Raw genomic sequence first — 16554 nt, 5'->3', positions numbered from 1 at the left:
TTTCCCCCGGGCGGCTTCCGCACCCGCCGGACCGTCCGGATCAGGCCGGCGCGAGGTCTGCCGCCAGGTCGCGCAGAGCACCCGCGTACGCGTCCACCGCTTCCTCGGTGTGCGTCACCGAAAGGGTCCACTCCTGGTCGCGGTTCGGCGCTGTGAAGATTCCGCGGTTGAAGCAGTACAGCCAGAACAGCCGGCTCAGGTCGGTGTCCCGGTTGGCTTGGAAGCTGCGGTAGTCGGTCACCTTCTCCGCGGCGAAGGTGACGCAGCCCTTCGCACCCAGACCCAGCGAATACCCGGGCAGGCCGAACTCGTCGAGGACCTTGGTGCAAGCGCCGGTCAAGCGGTCGTTGAGCCGTTCGAGATGCCGGTAGGCGTCGGGGGTCAGCACGTCCGTCAGGCTGGCCCGCGCCGCGGCCATGCCGAGCGGATTACCGTTGTACGTCCCGACCTGGTAGACGCTCCCGTCCTTCACCACGGACATGACGTTTTCGCTACCGCCGACCGCACCGAGCGGGAAACCGCCACCCAGTGTCTTCGCGAGGGTCACCATGTCGGGCCGAACCCCGAACCGTTCCACGGCGCCACCGGCCGCCAAGGTGAGCCCGGTCTTCACCTCGTCGAAGATGAGGACGACGCCGTGGCGTTCGGTGATTTCCCGGACCGCCTCGAGGTAGCCGGGCTCGGGGAGGATCAGCCGCATGTTCATGGGGGCGGCCTCCATGATCACGCAGGCCGGCTTGCGCCCCTCCTCGGTGAGCTTTGCGATCCGGCGTTCCATCGATCGAGCGTCGTTGTACGGCACGGCGAAGGTGAGATCGACGGTGCTCCGGGGGATGCCGGCGCCGTAGGGGACCGAAACGAGAGCGTCGGGCTCGCCGATTTCTTCGTATTCACCCGCGATGGAGATCATCACCGAATCATGATGACCGTGGTAGGAGCCGAAGATCTTCATGATCGGTTCCCGGCCGGTGTAGGCGCGGGCGATCCTGATCGCATCCATCGTCGCCTCGGAACCGGAGTTCGTGTACCGCCACTGCGGGATCTGCCATCGGCGTTTGAGCTCCTCGGCCACGACGACGGAATCCTCGGTCGGCGCCGCGAAATGGGTGCCCTTCTCGTAACGCTCCCGGATCGCGGCACCGATCACCGGATGCGCGTGACCCTGGATCATCGAGCCGAATCCGTTGTGGAAGTCCCACAGGGCGTTGCCGTCGACGTCCCAGACCTTCGGGCCTTTCCCGCGATCGAGGTAGATGGGCCAGGGGTCGCGAAACTGATAGGACGAGGCGACTCCGCCGGAAAGTGATTCCGTGGCCCGGTCGAGAATTTTCGCCGATTCGGTGGTCCGGCGCCTCGCTTCTTCGTCTTCCCGAGTCAGAAGGTCCAGCAGTCGATTGCGATCTATTCGAGCCGTCGTCTGAGTCACGATAGCGCCCTTCGTCACCGGTTTGCCACAAGCTAACAGGGCTCGAGCGAGCTGAACCAGTGTGCAACTGCGGAACGAATTTCCCCGGCGCGCCGGCGGTGGCCTGTGGCTGCGGAGCGCGACGTGGTCGGTGATACTGACTCGCATGCACCGTGACTTTTCCGGTTGGTCGGAGGCGGCCTTCGACGTCCTCCTGCGGCTCGAAGGCGATCCTTCGGCGGCGGCGCGGGAGGCGCTGCGGAAGGATCGTGAGCGGTTGGTCCGGCAGCCGATGGTGGCGCTCGTGGACGCGCTCGCCTTCCGCTCCGAATCGTTCGAGGATCACTCGGTCTCGGGTTTCCGCAGTACGCCGTGGTGGTGGCAACACCAGTGCGCCGTCGTGCGCCTCGCCGAGAACGTGGAGATCGGGCTGCGCTTCGACCTCGATGGTCTGCGCTTGCAGGGAGCCTGGTGGTATGCGACCCCGGGGCAGGTGGAACGTTACCGGGCCGCTGTGGCAGCCGAAGCGTCCGGTTCCGTTCTCGCGAAGGTCGTCGAAGAGCTGGCGGACGGCGGCTACGAGATCACGGGGGAGAAACTCAAGCGAGTCCCTCGGGGTTTCCCGGCCGACCACCCGCGGGCGGAGCTCCTGCGCCACCGGTCGTTGCTGGCGGTCAGGGAACTCGGCTGCGACGACTGGTTGCATTCGGCCGAGGCGCTGGACCGGGTTTGGCTCGCGTGCCGGGAGCTGGAGCCCGTGCTCTCCTGGCTGGCGCAAAACGTTGCCCCGCCCGGGGCGGAGGACCGCTGACCGGCGGCACCGGGTACCGGGCGGGCGTGGCCGGCCGCGGACCGCACCTCGACCGGTGCGGTCCGCGGCGTTGCCGGTTTCAGGCGTGCCAGGGCGTGCAGCGGATCTCGTAAAGGAGGTGTAGTTGCGGGCGTTCGGACCCGGCATCTGCGGCACGGTCAACCCGACGTCTGGCGAACACTCGCATCGCCTGGGTTGTAACGACGCTTCGAGCTGGTGCGACAGGTTGATCGTGACGATGCGTCGGCGGAGCGCCCACTGGTTCGTCGTGCTCTTGGTCATGGGCCTGGCAGGTTGTGGAAGCGACCCTCCAGTTCCAACCGCGGGCATTGCCACGTCGGCGCCAAGGCCGGCGGTATCGTCCTCACCGCCTGCATTGACGACGTCTAGTAGCTTGCCAAGCGTCAGCCACACCGATTCGACTCGTGGCCTGATGAGTGATGTGACGTGGTGGAACAAGACCTTCGGGCAGGTGCCGGAGACAGAATGCACCGACCAAGGCGAAGATCCTATCGGTGAGGGACACGCTTGGCGTCTAGCCGGCGGCGTCGCGTGCGCAGACGAACCGGGTCCCGTCACGTGGTCAGGCAAGTTGAGCGGATTCAATCTCTACTTCCCTGGAGGGATCTCCGAACGGGCCGCGCTGAAAGTCGCAACGGAGCTGTTGCCTCTCGACGCGATCAGCGGGCCAGCCTTCGACGGTGTGAATCCGAACTACCCCGCGAAGCCTGGAGGGACATGCCGGGAGGTCACATTCACCTCCGCCGGCATCGGCGATGCTGTCCAAGCTGCCAACCCTACCTGGGAAGCCGACCCCACCAAGGCCACTCTTGGCCTCTACTCAGGTCGTGCAACCAGCGAAAACGGTGCTGAGGTGCCCTACCGATCAGACCGTGTCGCGCTAGTGAGCGTGACGATCGGTGGAGAGAACCGTGGAGCTGACGGGAGCGTACATTGTTGACTGGTGCGCGATATCCAGCTGCGGCGGCCACTCCGTCTGGGCGTTCGCGGCCTGCCTCGGTGTGCGGCGGCTACGATGGTGCCGAGGAACCGGGAGCCAGGGAGATAGGCCGGCGCGGTTCAAGGACTTCAGCGGTTCGGGCATTCTCGCGGCTGTAGCCGCCGCGGAGTGATTGCCGTTTGTCGAACCGGCCGACCATCGACGTCGGTGAGGGCGAAGAGGTCGATGTCGCCGACGGTGTCGCTCCCGGAAGGTAAATGCCCACGCGAAATGCTGGAGATTGAAGTGTAAGGGCGATCACTCTGCGCTATAGTGAGCGCATGGTCTCTCCGAACACGGGAGATATCCCACGTATGAGGGGCAAGTCCCCCGTTCCCCTTGAATACACGTTCGCACAATTTCGGCTATAGGTGCTATTGCTGCTCGGACAAGTGGTGGCGCGGGGGCGGCAGGTCGCGGCAACTGCACTGGAGAAACTCTGGCGTGCAAGGTGGCGTATCATTGATTGATTGCTGTGCTGCCGCTGCTCGGCGGTTGAGCAGCGGCAGCACACCCTACTTATACGCGATTGCCCAGGTTCAGGGTTCGATGGGTGTTCTCCGCTCGTTCGGCGGCGGCGCTGGCGCCGTAGCGGCGGAGCATTTCGGGGGAGCGCCAGCCCATGATGGCCATGAGGTCGGATTCGTTTCCTTGCTCTCGCTGCCAGCCGTGCGACAGGGTGTGGCGGAGGCGGTGAGCGTGCATGTGCGGGATGCCGGCGGCATTGCCGCGGCGGCGGATCATGATTTTGATGCCATTCGGTTTCAGTTGCTCGCGTCCGCGTTCGGCGAGAAACAGGTAAGGGAGGTCCGCTGCCGAGTGGCGGCTGCGAGTGCGGAGGTAGCGGCTGATGGCTTGGCCGGTGTGTTCACCGAAAGGGATGAACCGCTGGCGGTCACCCCTGCCCTGGACGACGATCCCGTCACGCCGGAGATCAACGTCATGGACCTTGAGGTTGGCGACCTCGGTGAGCCGCGCGCCGATGTCGAGGAGGAGGCGGATGATCGCCAGGTCGCGCCGCTCGCGATAGCCTTTTCCACGACAGGTGCCGAGCAGGCGGGTCAGTTCGTCATCGGACACCACTGGCACCAGCTTGTCCGGGGTGTCCGGCTGGCTGAGTTTCTCCATCGGATGGCGATCGATCTCCTCGCACTCGAGGAGGTAGTTGAAGAACTGTTGGATGGCCTTGTACTTGTTCAGGGCTGTCGAGGCGGACCGGCTGTCGATCATCCAGGCGATGAACCACTCGACATGCTTGCGTCCGACATCGGTGGGGTCATCCGCGGCATCGCTGTCGTCGTCGGCGGACATGTCCATCTTCGCGAGGAACTCCGGCAGCTCCGAGCCACCCAGGAAGTCGGCGAGCTGGGCGACCGCGAGCTGGTAGTTGTAGCGGGTCGTGTGCGGGCGGTTCGCGGCGCGCAGGCTGCGGTCCCACTCTTCGACGTAGGAACGCCACGTGTCGTCCACGGGCCTGGGCAGACCCTGTTTGGTCAAATTCGTCGGCATGGGGAGAGCCTCCAGTCAAGGTGTCACCGAGCGCTGTGCTAGACCGGAACGACACCCACGACCACAGCAAAAGCGGGCCTCCGCAGCTGTGAGCTGCGGAAACCCGCCGTCCGGTCGGGCTGACAGGATTTGAACCTGCGACCCCTTGACCCCCAGTCAAGTGCGCTACCAAACTGCGCCACAGCCCGGACCCGCACTCCCTGAGTGCGTGGAAGTACTTTAGCGTGCCCGCCGAACGGCCCCGCACGCAGGGTACCCAGTCCCCCTGACCTGCGGAAACAGGTCAGGGGGACCGAGGTCTCACCCGAGGCCGGCGCTCACCGCGTTCATCAGCGCACCGGAGTCGCCCGACATCTCCCAGGCCATCACGCCGAGGAGGCCGCGGGACTTGAGCCACGTCGTCTTCAGGCCGATCGACCACGCGTCGTCGAACGTCCACCACTGGCCGCCGTTGCCCGTGTAGCACGATGTTGCCACCGCGGCCGTGTCGTGGTGGACCGTGCAGTTCGGGACGCTTGCCAGCAGGTTCGCGTAGCCGCGGGTGCCCGCCTCCTCGGCGAACTGGCCCGGGGCCGCGCCGGTTGCCGATTGCCACTCGCCGCTCTTGCCGCCGTCCGCCACCCCTTGCCAGCCGCGGCCGTAGAACGCCAGGCCGAGCGTCAGGCGGCGGGGGTCGACGCCCGCGTTCGTGTACGCGTTGATCGCCGCCTCCGCGCTGAAGTGGAACGGGTACGGGTCGTCCGCGTCGGCGTACAGGTTGCCCTGGTGGCCGGTGCGGTTCGGCTCCCACGAGTTGTCGCTGCCCGAACCGTGGAAGTCGTAGCCCTGCACGTTCGCCACGTCGAGGTAGTCGAACACGCGGGGCACGTCCCACCCGGACGCGACCTTGGCCGGGTCCGCCGGCGTGAACGCGTGCAGCTGGTACCGCTTGCCGGTCGTCGCGCCGTACGCGTCGAGCTGCGTGCGGAACTCGGCCAGCAGTGCCGTCAGGTTCGCCTTATCGTTCGGGCTCCAGTGGTTGCCCGGGTGCCCGTCGCCGCTGGCCGGCCACTCCCAGTCGAGGTCGATGCCGTCGAAGATGCCGGCCGCGGTGCCCGGGCCGCCCGCGCCGCCGTACGACGCGATGTTGCCCTTCAGCCAGGTGTCCACACAGGACGACACGAACTTCTTGCGCGACGCGTCGGTGGCCGCGACGTCCGAGAAGTACTTCGAGTACGTCCAGCCGCCCAGCGACACCAGCACCTTCAAGTTCGGGTGCTTGGCCTTGAGCTTCTTGAGCTGGTTGAAGTTGCCGCGCAGCGACTCCCAGCCGGTGTCGGCCACCCCGTCCACCGACTGCGCCGCCGAGAACGGCCGCGAGTAGTCGGCTTCGGCGTCACCGGCGCCGTCGCCCTGGTTCGGGTCTTCCGGGTTCGCCGTGGTGCCCTTCGTGACGCCGGACAGGCAGGTCAGGTTCACCGGGTCGATGTTCTCGAACGCGTACAGCAGGTGCGTCAGCTTCGACGCCGCGCCCGAAGTCTCCAGGTTCTTCACGAAGTACTGGCGCCCGTAGATGCCCCACTGCACGAAGTACCCGACCTTCGCGTACCCCGAGACGATGTCGCCGGTCTTCGCGGTGACGGCCACGCTCGGCGCCGACACGTTGTCGTAGCCGTCGCGCGCCCGGACCGTGAACGTGTACGAAGTGGACGGTGCCAGCCCGGTCACCACGGCCGACGTCGTGGTCACCGTGGTGGCCAGCACCGATCCGCGGTAGACGTCGTAGCTGACCACGCCGGTGTTGTCGGTCGACGCCGTCCAGGTCAGGGAGACGCTGCCCGAGTCCGCGGCCGTCGAGCGCAGCCCGCTCGGCGCGGACGGCGGCTGCGTGTCGTCGGCCGGGTTGTTCGTCGTCACGGCCAACGCGGCACTCGCCGGGGAGGTGTTCCCCTTGGCGTCCTTGGCCTTCACCGTGAACGAGTACGCGGTACCCGGCGTCAGCCCGGAGATCGTGGCGCTCGTCCCGGTCACCGACGTGGCCAGAGAAGTTCCCTGGTAGACGTCGTAACCGGACACCGGCAGGGAGCCGGCCGCCGAAGCGTTCCACGCCAGCGCGACCGTCTTGGTCGTCTTCGCGACCAAGCGCAGGTTCGCGGGCGCGCCCGGCGGGGTGTCGGGTGAACCGTCGCAGTTGGCGTTGTCGACGCGGCACTGCGTCGGCGTCGCCGCGGCGCTGAGCCGGAAGGTCGGGCTGTAGGGGTAGGTGTTGCGGCCCGGCGCCAGCGTCGCGATGTAGTACGCCGGGGTGAGCGTGACCTGGGTGCCGTTCTGGGTCACCGTGCCGTTGTCGCCGGTCGAAGCGGTGATCCCGGCGGGCAGCGTGAAGGTGATCGCCCAGTTGCTCACCGAGGCGGTCCCGGTGTTGGCGACGGTGTAGGTGCCGGTGGTGCCGTTCAGCGCCAGGGTGGCGGTCAGCGAACCGGCGGCGGCGGCGGGTGGCGCGAGCGCCGCGGTGCCACCGAGCGCGATGAGCAAGGCGGCGAGTGCGGAGCGTAGTCGTGCGGGCGTGCGTCTCATGGCGGTTCTCCAATCGGCACGAGGCGGGGACGACGTGGTCTAGACCACGTCGAATGTAACCCGGTGCGGGGAGAACCGCGCAGGCCCGAACGGCGGCAACCGCTGTCCGAACGGACTGTTAACGCCCCGAGAACGTCGCCTTGCCGGGTCCCTCGGCCAAGAACGACTTCACGGCGTTGCGGAGATCTTCAGTCTCGAACAGCTCCGCCGCGATCGTCGTGATGTACGCGTTCGCCTCGGGGACGCCGCCCGCGGAGAAGTGCTCCAGGACGCGCTTGGTCGCCGCGTGGGCGCGGGTCGGGCCCTCGGCCAGCCGCCGGGCGAACGCCCGCGCCGCGTCGTCGAAACCCTCGTCCGGCAGGACGCGGTTGACGACGTTCCAGCGCTCGAGCGTCGCGGCGTCGTAGGTGTCGCCGGTCATCACGAACTCCTTGGCGCGCCCGACGCCGGCCCGCGCGGCCAGCCGCTGGGTGCCGCCCATGGTCGGCGTGAGACCGACGACCTTCTCCACCAGGCCGAACTTCGCGCGCGAAGCGGCGAGGATGACGTCACAGGCGACGGCGACTTCGAACGCCCAGGTCAGGCACAGGCCGTGCGCGGCGAACACCGTGGGGAACGGCAGCGCGGCGATCCGGTCCGGCACCGCCAGCATCTCGTCGAAGAGCACCTTCGCCTCGGCCGGCGAGCCCTGCGCGTCGAACAGCGAGACGTCCACGCCGCCGCTGACGATCTTGCCCTCGGCGCGGATGAGCAGCGCGCGGGCGGGTTCGGTCTCCAGCTCGCCGATCGCCGAGGCGAGCGAGGACTGCAGCGAAGCCGTGTAGAGGTTCAACGGCGGGGCATCGACGGTCAGGACGGCGAGCCCGCCGTCACGATCGAGGCGGACCTGCTGAGTCATGTTCACCCTGCTTCTTCGGCTTCGACGATGTCGTCCCAATACTGCTGGGCCTCGGGGCGCCAGTCGACGTGTTTGTGATGGAACAGTTCCGCCGCTTTCGTCCCGCTCCACTTCGCCGGCAGCAGCTCGGCCGGCAGCTGCGGGTCGAGGAACGGGAACCGCCGCCACTCGTGGACGAGCTCGGTCTGCGCGCGCAGCACCGCCCGGCCGCCGGTGGGGTGCAGGCCGGTGAACCGGTCGATGAAGTCCTCGTAGCGGTCCTTGAGGTCGGTCAGGTCCCAGGACCGGGCGACCATGGACTCCTGCTCGCCGACCTCGCCGTAGGCGGCGGTGAACGACATGGCCTGGGCGTCGAGGCCGAGCTCGCTGACGATCTGCTGGGCCTCCCGCTGGCGCGACAGGTCCGGGCTGACCCACACGCCGGCGACGGGCGAGCCGAAGCCCGCCCAGGTCAGCCGCGTGCGCAGCCGGTGCCGCAGGTCGCGCTTGGCTTCGGGCACGGACACGATGAGCATCAGCCACTGCCCGTTCCAGCGGCGTTCTTCGCGGCCGAACGCGTAGATCCGGTCGGCGCCCTCGGTCAGCAGGCGCCGCCCCGGCGGGGTCAGCGACCACCGCACGCGGCGCCCGACGCGCTCGGAGACCACCCAGCCCTCCGCGGCGGAGCGGGCCAGCGCCTGCCGCGCGGACTTCTCCTCGATGTCGAGCATGCCCAGGACCTCGACGAGCATCGACGTCCAGACCGGCTTGTCGCGCGGCAGCGCGTACTCGCCGAGGACGGTCATCAGCAGCGACCGCGCGCTGGCGTGACTGACCTCCCGGCGGCGGCTCACGGTGGGCCGCGGCGCGGACGGGCGGCTTTCCCTCGGCTTCGGCCTGCGGCCGAGGGTGACCGGGGGAGCGGGCTCGCCCATGTTGTTCACCGACCTCACTGCGCTGCTGGTCTGACAACCGAACAGGGTACCCACAGTGAGTGATCAAAGCGCCACGGGACACACACAGCCGGTGGTTTTGACCTTGATCTGACAGTTCACGGCGACGTCGTAGACTCGGCTACCTCATGAGCGCAACTCTCGTCGCGAAGGACCTGGCCGCGGGCCACGGTGACCGCATCCTCTTCTCCGGCCTCGATCTCGTCGTCGCGCCCGGCGATGTCGTCGGCCTGGTCGGGGTCAACGGCGCCGGCAAGTCCACGCTCCTGCGGACCCTCGCCGGGCTCGCGAAACCGGACAGCGGCGAGGTCCGGCTGAACCCGCCGGCCGCGACCGTCGGGCACCTGCCGCAGGAGCCGGAACGGCGCGAAGGCGAGTCGGTGCGGGCCTTCCTGGCCCGCCGCACCGGCGTCTCGGCGGCGCAGGCCGACCTCGACTCGGCGACCGCGGCACTGACCGACGGCGCAGCGGGCGCGGACGACCTGTACGCGGCGGCCCTGGACCGGTGGCTCGCCCTCGGCGGCGCCGACCTCGACGACCGGGCCGCCGAAGTGGCCGCCGACCTGGGTCTGGCCGTGGATCTGGACCAGCCGATGACGTCGCTCTCGGGCGGCCAGGCGGCGCGCGCGGGGCTCGCGTCGCTGCTGCTGAGCCGCTACGACGTCTTCCTGCTCGACGAGCCGACCAACGACCTCGACCTGGACGGCCTGGCCCGCTTGGAGCGGTTCGTGTCCGGCCTGCGCGCCGCCACGGTGCTCGTCAGCCACGACCGCGAGTTCCTGGCCAGGACGGTCGACCGCGTCGTCGAGCTGGACCTGGCCCAGCAGCAGGTGAACGTCTTCGGCGGCGGGTACGAGTCCTACCTCGAGGAACGCGAGGTCGCGCGCCGGCACGCGCGTGAGGAGTACGAGGAGTACGCCGATACGAAGTCCTCGCTGGAAGCGCGGGGGCGGATGCAGCGGGCGTGGATGGAGAAGGGCGTGAAGAACGCCCGCCGGAAGCAGCCGGACAACGACAAGGCGGCGCGCAAGTTCCGCACCGAGGCGACCGAGAAGCAGGCGTCGAAGGCGCGGCAGACCGATCGGATGATCGAGCGCCTGGAGGTGGTCGAGGAGCCGCGCAAGGAGTGGGAGCTGCGGATGGAGATCGCCGCGGCCCCGCGCGCGGGCGCGGTGGTCGCGACCCTGCGCGGCGCGGTCGTCCGGCGCGGCGGGTTCACGCTGGGGCCGGTCGACCTGCAGGTCGACTGGGCGGACAAGGTCGCCATCACGGGCGCGAACGGGTCGGGCAAGTCGACGCTCCTGGCGGCGCTGCTGGGCCGGGTCGCTCTGGATGCGGGAGCTGCCGCTTTGGGCCCCGGCGTGGTGGTCGGCGAGGTCGACCAGGCGCGGCGGCTGTTCCTGGACGACGTCCCGCTCGCGTCGGCGTTCGCGCGCGAGGTGCCGGAGTTCGCCGACGCCGAGGTCCGGACGTTGCTGGCGAAGTACGGCCTGAAGGCAGCCCACGTGCTCCGCTCGGCGGCGACGCTTTCCCCGGGGGAGCGCACGCGGGCGGCGCTGGCGCTGCTGCAGGCGCGCGGGGTGAACCTGCTGGTGCTGGACGAGCCGACGAACCACCTGGACTTGCCGGCGATCGAGCAGCTCGAGGCGGCGCTGGACAGGTACCCGGGGACGCTCCTGCTGGTGACGCACGACCGCCGGATGCTGGACGCGGTGCACGTGACCCGCCGCTTGGAGGTCGACGGCGGGAAAGTCGCCGAGCGGTGAAACTTTCCTCGCCGAGGCGGCGAGAGCACTGCTCTCCGACGTGAGCACCGCTCGTGCAGCACCTGCGATCATTGCTCTGGCGCGAGAGCGCTGCTCTTGGTTGTGAGCGGTGCCTCGGCGACGCGTGAACGCCGCTCTTGCGCGGGAGCACTGCTCTCGTGCGAGAGCGCTGCTCATGGGGGCGTGTGAGCCGCGCTGGAGAGGGAGGTGCTCTCCGCTTCCGCAGGGAGAGTGCTTATCTCTGAAGTGAGCGGCGCTTGGGTGACTGTGTGCGTCGTTCTCGCGTGAGAGCACTGCTCTCCGAAGTGGGCGGCGGTCGGGCGACCGCGTGAGCGCCGCTCTTGCATGTGAGCGCCGCTCTTGCACGAGAGCACTGCTCTCTGATGTGAACGTCGTCCTCGCGCCTCATGTGATCAATGCTCTCACGCGAGAGCACTGCTCACCCTTTCGTCGCCCCTCCCGTCAGGCCCTTCACGAACTGCTTCTGCAGCGCCAGATAAAAGATCAACACCGGCAGCGTCGCCAGGAACATCAGCGCGAACACACTCCCCAGATCCGCCTGGTACTGCCCGATCGACCGGTAGATCCCCGTCGTGATCGTCGTTCCCTGGCTCGGGCCCAGGATGATCAGCGGGTCGATGAAGTCGTTCCAGATCCACACGCCCAGGAAGATCAACACCGACGCCGTGGCTGGGCGGAGCAGCGGGAACACCACTCGCCAAAACACCTGCATGCGGCTCGCCCCATCGAGCAGCGCCGCCTCCTCCAGTTCCACCGGCACCCCGCGGATGAACCCGGTGAACACGAACACCCCGAACGGCACGTAGTACCCGACGTTGAACAGGATCAGCCCCTGCAGCGTCGCCATCAGGTGCGTCACCCGCAGGACGTCCGTGATCGGGATCAAGATCACCTGCGGCGGGATCATCAACCCCGCCAGCAGCACCAGTGTCAGCACCTTCGTCCACCGCTTGCCCGAGCGCGCCAGGTAGTGGCCCAGCATCGCCGACAGGACCGTCAGCACCAGGATCGACAACACCGTCACCACGACACTGTTGGTCAGGCTGACCCAGAACAACCCGTCCGGGCGGGTCAATACCGCCCGGATGTTCGCCAGCGTCGGCGGCAGCGGCAACGACGCCGGCGACTTCGCGATCAGGGAACCGTCCTTGACCACGTTGGCCAGCACCAAATACAACGGCACGAAGAACACCGCGCTCACCAGCAATGCGATCGCGGGGCGCAGCCAAGAACGAGTCACAGGTCCACCTCCCGGCGGCGCAGGAAGTGCAACACCACCGTCGTCACCACCGCCACGATCACCAGCATCAGCACCGCCATCGCCGACGCGTAGCCGACGTGGTTCGAGTCGAACCCGGTCTGCAGGACGTCGAACGCGATCGTCGCCGTGGCGCCGGAACCCGGGCCGCCGTTGGTGATCACCTTGACGTAGTCGTACGTCTTGAACGCCGAAATCAGCAGCACCACCGTGTTGATCGTCAGCGACGGCGCCAGCAGCGGCCACGTCACCGCGCGGAACCGGCGCAGCGGCCCGGCGCCGTCGATCTCCGCCGCCTCCAGCAACTCCGCCGGCACGCCCTGCAGGCCGGCCAGGTACACGACCACGCAGAACCCGAGCATCTGCCAGCACACGATCGACGCCACCGAATACAACGCCACGTCCGGGTCCGACAGCCAGCCCGGCGGGTGCGAAACACCCCAGGCGCGCAGCAGGTCGTTCAGCGGCCCCCGGTCGTCGAGCAGGCGCGACCACACGATCGACACCACGACCGAACTCAGGATCACCGGCGTGAAGAACACGCTCCGCAAAGTGTTGTACAGCCACCCTTTCCGGTCCAGCAGGAGCGCCACGCCCAGACCGAAGACATTGGGGACGACCACCACGATCACCGTCAGGATCGTGGTCACCCGCAAGGCGGTGAGAAACTGCGCGTCGGCGAACAGCAGGCGGTAGTTGCCGAACCCGACGAACTTCACCGGCGGGTTGAACGGGTTGTAGTTCGTCAGGCTGTAGCCGAAGCTGATCAGGATCGGCGCCAGCACGAAACACAGGTACACGAGCACGCCCGGCGCGCCGAACGACGCGAAGTGCATCAGCCGCGGCAGGACCGGACGGCGGCGCCGAGCAGCAACCGGCGGGGACGGGCGGGAGATGACGGCGGTCAAGGACGTCAGCCCGCCTTCGCCCACTCGGTGTCCAGGAACGCGCACGCCTCCGCCACCGGCTTGCGGCCGGTGATGACGTCCTGGGCGGCCTGGTCGACCTTGTCCTTCATTCCCGGCAGCAACCCGTCGTCCGCGGTCTCCCAGCGGAACGCGTGCACCACGGCGTTCTGCTGCACGGCCTGGGTGTACAGGTCGTAGCCCGCCTTGAACGTCGCCCCGGCGTCGGGGGGCGGCGTGTACCCCTTGATCGCCGGGAACAGGCCGTCGGCCTTCACCGAGGCGTCCAGCTGGTCCTTGTCGAGCTGGAAGCCGAGGGCGAACTTCCTTGCCGCGTCGAGGTTCGCGGCCTTGGCGTTCACGATCATGCCGCCGCCGGTGTAGGCCGGGACGACGAGCTTGCCGTCCTCGGTCGGGAAGTCGAACACGCCCACTTCGAAGTCGTGCTTCTTCGCGTCGGCGTTCGCGGAGAACCAGTTGCCCATCGGGTACATCGCGCTCTGGCCGTCCAGGAAGGCCTGTTCGGTCGCCGCGTAGTCGCGGGACACGCTGGTCTTGTCCACGTACCCCTTCGCCGCGAGGTCGGCGAGCTTCGAGAACGCGTGCTGGAACGCGGGATCGGCGAACTTCACCTTGCCCTGGCGGCGCTGGGTCAGCCAGTCCGGCACCGTGTCGTAGACCTCGGTGCTCACCAGGCCGGACAGGATCATCGACGACGGGAACCCGTCCTTGCCGCCGCCGATGGTGAACGGCGAAAAGCCCTTGTCCTTGAGCTTGCCGGCGTCGGCGACGAGCTCGTCCCACGTCTTCGGGGGCGCCGCGATGCCCGCGTCGGCGAACATCTTCTTGTTGTAGTAGATCGGCGGGATGGTCTGGGTGTTCGCCGGCAGCTGGTAGTACTTCCCGTTGACCGGGTTCGCCTGCGGGAACTGGAAGTCCTTCAGTTCCTCCGGCGTCCAGGCGTAGAGGTTGCCCGCTTCGGCGAAGCCGGCCGAGTCGACGGCGATCATCACGTCCGGGAACTGACCGGACTGCAGGAGCTGCTTCGCGTACGACGTCCGTCCGTCGGCGGTCGGCGCGACCAGCTTCTTCACCTTGATCCCCGGGTTCTTGCCGGTCACGCGCTTGATGGCGGCGTCCCAGTAGGCCGGCGTGAGGTTCGGGGTTTCGAACGTCAGGAAGGTGATCTCCGCGCCGCTGCCGCCGGCGTTCGACCCGACCGAGCACGCGCTCACCGCCAGGAGCGCCGCTGCTCCCAGCGCCAGGGACCTTCTCATGTCCAGCCACCTTCCTCGACGCACCATATGTGATGTATGACGCATCTCATCGGACCTATTCGACGATGTCAACCACCAAGAGGCCGCGAAGCCGCAGCAAACGCGAAATAGATCAGATCTTTATGCGTTCGAGGCGGACGAGCGTGCTGGCGAAGTCACCGGCGGGCAGGTCGAGCGGGAGCCCGTGCGCGAGCAGCACGGCCCCGCTGTGCGCCCGGCCCGAATCCGGGTCGAGGTAGCGGGCGGCCGGGTCGAGGCCGTCGAGCCGCAGCGGCCGCTCCGGCGCGTTGAAGTGCGCGGCCTGGCGGTAGGCGAACACGACGACGCGCTCGCCGTGCACGTACTGCAGCGCGGTCACGCCGTCGTCGATCGGCGGCCGGAGCCGGTACAACGCGCCGTGCTGGACCACCGGCCGGATGTCCTTGTACCGCGCCACGAGCTTGCGGGCGAGCGCGAGGTCTTCGTCGGGCCAGTGCACGATGTCGCCGCCGAGGCCGAGCACGCCGGCCATGGCGACGTGGAAGCGGAACTGAAGCGGCACTGAACGGGCTGTCACGAAGTTCGGGTTGTCCGTCACCCACGCCGACATCGCGCGGGCCGGGTAGAGCTGGCCGTAGCCGTGCTGGATCCGCAGCCGGTCGAGCGCGTCGGTGTTGTCGGAGGTCCAGACCTGGTCGGTGCGGGCCAGCATGCCGAGGTCGATCCGCCCGCCGCCGCCCGCGCACGCCTCGATCCGCAGGCCGGGGTGGTCCGCGCGCAGCCGGTCGAGCAGCGCGTACACCGCGCGCGTGTGCTCGACCCAGAGCCGGTCCTGATCGGCTTCGCCGGGCCAGCCCGCCTCGCTGAACGGCCGGTTCATGTCCCACTTGAGGAAGTCGACGCCGTGCTCGCCGACGAGCCGGTCGAGCCATTCGTGCGCCCACGCGGCCACGTCCGGGCGCGCGAAGTTGAGCACCAGTTGCCGCCGCAGTTCCGAGCGGCGCCGGTGCGGGTGGTGCAGCACCCAGTCCGGGTGTGCGCGGTAGAGGTCGCTGTCGGGGTTGACCATCTCGGGCTCGACCCAGAGGCCGAACCGCATGCCGAGCCCGTGCACGGCGTCGGCCAGTGGCTTGAGCCCGTCGGGGAAGCGCGCGCGGTTGACGTGCCAGTCGCCGAGCCCGGCGTGGTCGCCGGTGCGGGCGCCGAACCAGCCGTCGTCCAGCACGAACAGCTCGGCGCCGAGCGTCGCCGCCCGTTCGGCGAGGGCCCGCTGCCCGGCTTCGGTGACGTCGAACCCCGTGGCCTCCCAGGAGTTGTAGAGCACCGGACGCAGTTCGTCCGCGTGCGGCAGGACGTGCGCGAGGGTGTACGCGTGCCACGCGCGGCTCGCCGCGCCGAACCCGCCGCCGGTGTAGAGCCCGGCCGAAACCGGGGTGGTCAGCGGGCGGCCCGGCCCGACGCGGTGGACGACGCCGTCCTGGCCGAACCCGCCGCTCACCGTCACCCGCCCGGTCGACGACCGCGTGGTGGTCAGCCGCCACGACCCGCTCCAGGCCAGCGCGACGCCGTAGACCTCGCCGTGGCGCTCGGTCGCCGTGCCGTCGTCGACCATCACCCAGGGATTGGCGTGGTGGCTGGTGATCCCGCGCCGGCTGCCGAACACGGTTTCCCCGTGCGGCGCCGGCGACCGGCGCAGCTGCGTTTCCGCGGCCCAGCGGCCGGTGACGTGACTGAGCCGGTAGTCCTCGAAGACCGGCAGCACCCAGGTGGCCGAGTCGGCCCGGACGACCTCGACGTCGGTTTCGGCGCTAAGCTCGGTCCAGCGTTCGAGGACGGCACCGCGCAGCCGGTAGTGCAGGGTGATCCGCAGCGGGTAGTGCCGGTCCGCGAACACCAGACGCAGGTGATCGGACGTGCTTTCGCCGCGCTCGTACCGCCATTCGAGGGCCCGCGTCCCGTCGGCGAAGCGGACCTGGAGGGCGGGTGTCCAGTACCGGGTGCCGCCGTCGGCGGCGAGTTCCGGCAGTCCCTCGTTCGGGTCGTTGAAGCCGTCCCACCAGGGAAGCGCTTCCCCGGTCAGCTCGGCGACGCCGGCTTCGGGCAGCGGGGGTCCCCAGTAGACGTGCACCGGGACGTCGTCTTCGCCGAGCCGCAGCGCGTAGGTGCTCGACTCCCCGGTGAGCACCCAGGTGCGGTGTTCCTCGAGGAAGCTGATCCCGGCCATGCGGGACATCCTG

General features: G+C 68.6%; 11 protein-coding genes and 1 tRNA gene. 2 read left to right on the top strand and 10 right to left on the bottom strand.

All coding sequences use genetic code 11. From position 1 onward, the window contains the following. Window positions 1-40: 40 nt before the first annotated feature. On the bottom strand, window positions 41-1573 hold the full coding sequence (locus tag ACLJPY_RS33630; RefSeq protein WP_410594753.1) for an aspartate aminotransferase family protein: 1533 nt from the start codon (window positions 1571-1573) through the stop codon (window positions 41-43). Here ACLJPY_RS33630 and ACLJPY_RS33625 point away from each other — a divergent pair. After that, on the top strand, window positions 1572-2216 hold the full coding sequence (locus ACLJPY_RS33625; RefSeq protein ID WP_410594751.1) for a DUF2461 family protein: 645 nt from the start codon (window positions 1572-1574) through the stop codon (window positions 2214-2216). The genes ACLJPY_RS33630 and ACLJPY_RS33625 overlap by 2 nt on opposite strands. 1519 nt (window positions 2217-3735) lie before the next feature. On the opposite strand, the gene ACLJPY_RS33620 is transcribed toward ACLJPY_RS33625, so the two are convergent. The 5 genes from ACLJPY_RS33620 to ACLJPY_RS33600 form a co-directional block, all read right to left on the bottom strand. Beyond that, window positions 3736-4686, bottom strand: coding sequence for a tyrosine-type recombinase/integrase (locus ACLJPY_RS33620; protein WP_410594749.1), 951 nt, complete (start codon window positions 4684-4686; stop codon window positions 3736-3738). A gap of 153 nt (window positions 4687-4839) precedes the next feature. Beyond that, window positions 4840-4913: transfer RNA gene (locus ACLJPY_RS33615), tRNA-Pro, on the bottom strand. 112 nt (window positions 4914-5025) lie between these two features. Beyond that, window positions 5026-7239, bottom strand: coding sequence for a glycosyl hydrolase family 18 protein (locus ACLJPY_RS33610; protein WP_410595056.1), 2214 nt, complete (start codon window positions 7237-7239; stop codon window positions 5026-5028). 160 nt (window positions 7240-7399) lie between these two features. After that, complete coding sequence (locus tag ACLJPY_RS33605; protein ID WP_410594747.1) at window positions 7400-8179, bottom strand: enoyl-CoA hydratase/isomerase family protein; 780 nt, start codon at window positions 8177-8179, stop codon at window positions 7400-7402. A gap of 2 nt (window positions 8180-8181) precedes the next feature. Next, window positions 8182-9093 carry a PaaX family transcriptional regulator C-terminal domain-containing protein gene (locus tag ACLJPY_RS33600; RefSeq protein ID WP_410594745.1) on the bottom strand — a complete coding sequence of 304 codons (912 nt, stop codon included), beginning with the start codon at window positions 9091-9093 and terminating at the stop codon, window positions 8182-8184. Between the two features lie 146 nt (window positions 9094-9239). Here ACLJPY_RS33600 and ACLJPY_RS33595 point away from each other — a divergent pair, with 146 nt between their 5' ends. Continuing rightward, window positions 9240-10877, top strand: coding sequence for an ABC-F family ATP-binding cassette domain-containing protein (locus tag ACLJPY_RS33595; protein ID WP_410594743.1), 1638 nt, complete (start codon window positions 9240-9242; stop codon window positions 10875-10877). 439 nt (window positions 10878-11316) lie between these two features. On the opposite strand, the gene ACLJPY_RS33590 is transcribed toward ACLJPY_RS33595, so the two are convergent. The 4 genes from ACLJPY_RS33590 to ACLJPY_RS33575 all read right to left on the bottom strand — a co-directional run bounded on the left by ACLJPY_RS33590 (window position 11317) and on the right by ACLJPY_RS33575 (window position 16541). Further along, window positions 11317-12138 carry a carbohydrate ABC transporter permease gene (locus ACLJPY_RS33590; protein ID WP_410594741.1) on the bottom strand — a complete coding sequence of 274 codons (822 nt, stop codon included), beginning with the start codon at window positions 12136-12138 and terminating at the stop codon, window positions 11317-11319. Continuing rightward, window positions 12135-13088, bottom strand: a complete 954-nt coding sequence (locus ACLJPY_RS33585) for a carbohydrate ABC transporter permease (protein ID WP_410594739.1) — start codon at window positions 13086-13088, stop codon at window positions 12135-12137. The genes ACLJPY_RS33590 and ACLJPY_RS33585 overlap by 4 nt, the downstream gene beginning before the upstream one ends. Then, entirely contained in the window at window positions 13070-14338 is a 1269-nt protein-coding gene (locus tag ACLJPY_RS33580) for an extracellular solute-binding protein (RefSeq protein ID WP_410594737.1), read from the bottom strand. The genes ACLJPY_RS33585 and ACLJPY_RS33580 overlap by 19 nt, the downstream gene beginning before the upstream one ends. Window positions 14339-14450: 112 nt before the next feature. Continuing rightward, the gene (locus ACLJPY_RS33575; protein ID WP_410594735.1) at window positions 14451-16541 is read right to left on the bottom strand and encodes an alpha-galactosidase; all 2091 of its coding nucleotides are present in this window, start codon (window positions 16539-16541) and stop codon (window positions 14451-14453) included. Window positions 16542-16554 lie beyond the last annotated feature (13 nt).

Source organism: Amycolatopsis sp. lyj-23 (genome assembly GCF_046549135.1).
GTDB lineage: Bacteria > Actinomycetota > Actinomycetes > Mycobacteriales > Pseudonocardiaceae > Amycolatopsis.
The sequence above is the reverse complement of the archived record's forward strand: the minus strand, read 5'-3'. Positions and strand labels throughout refer to the sequence as shown.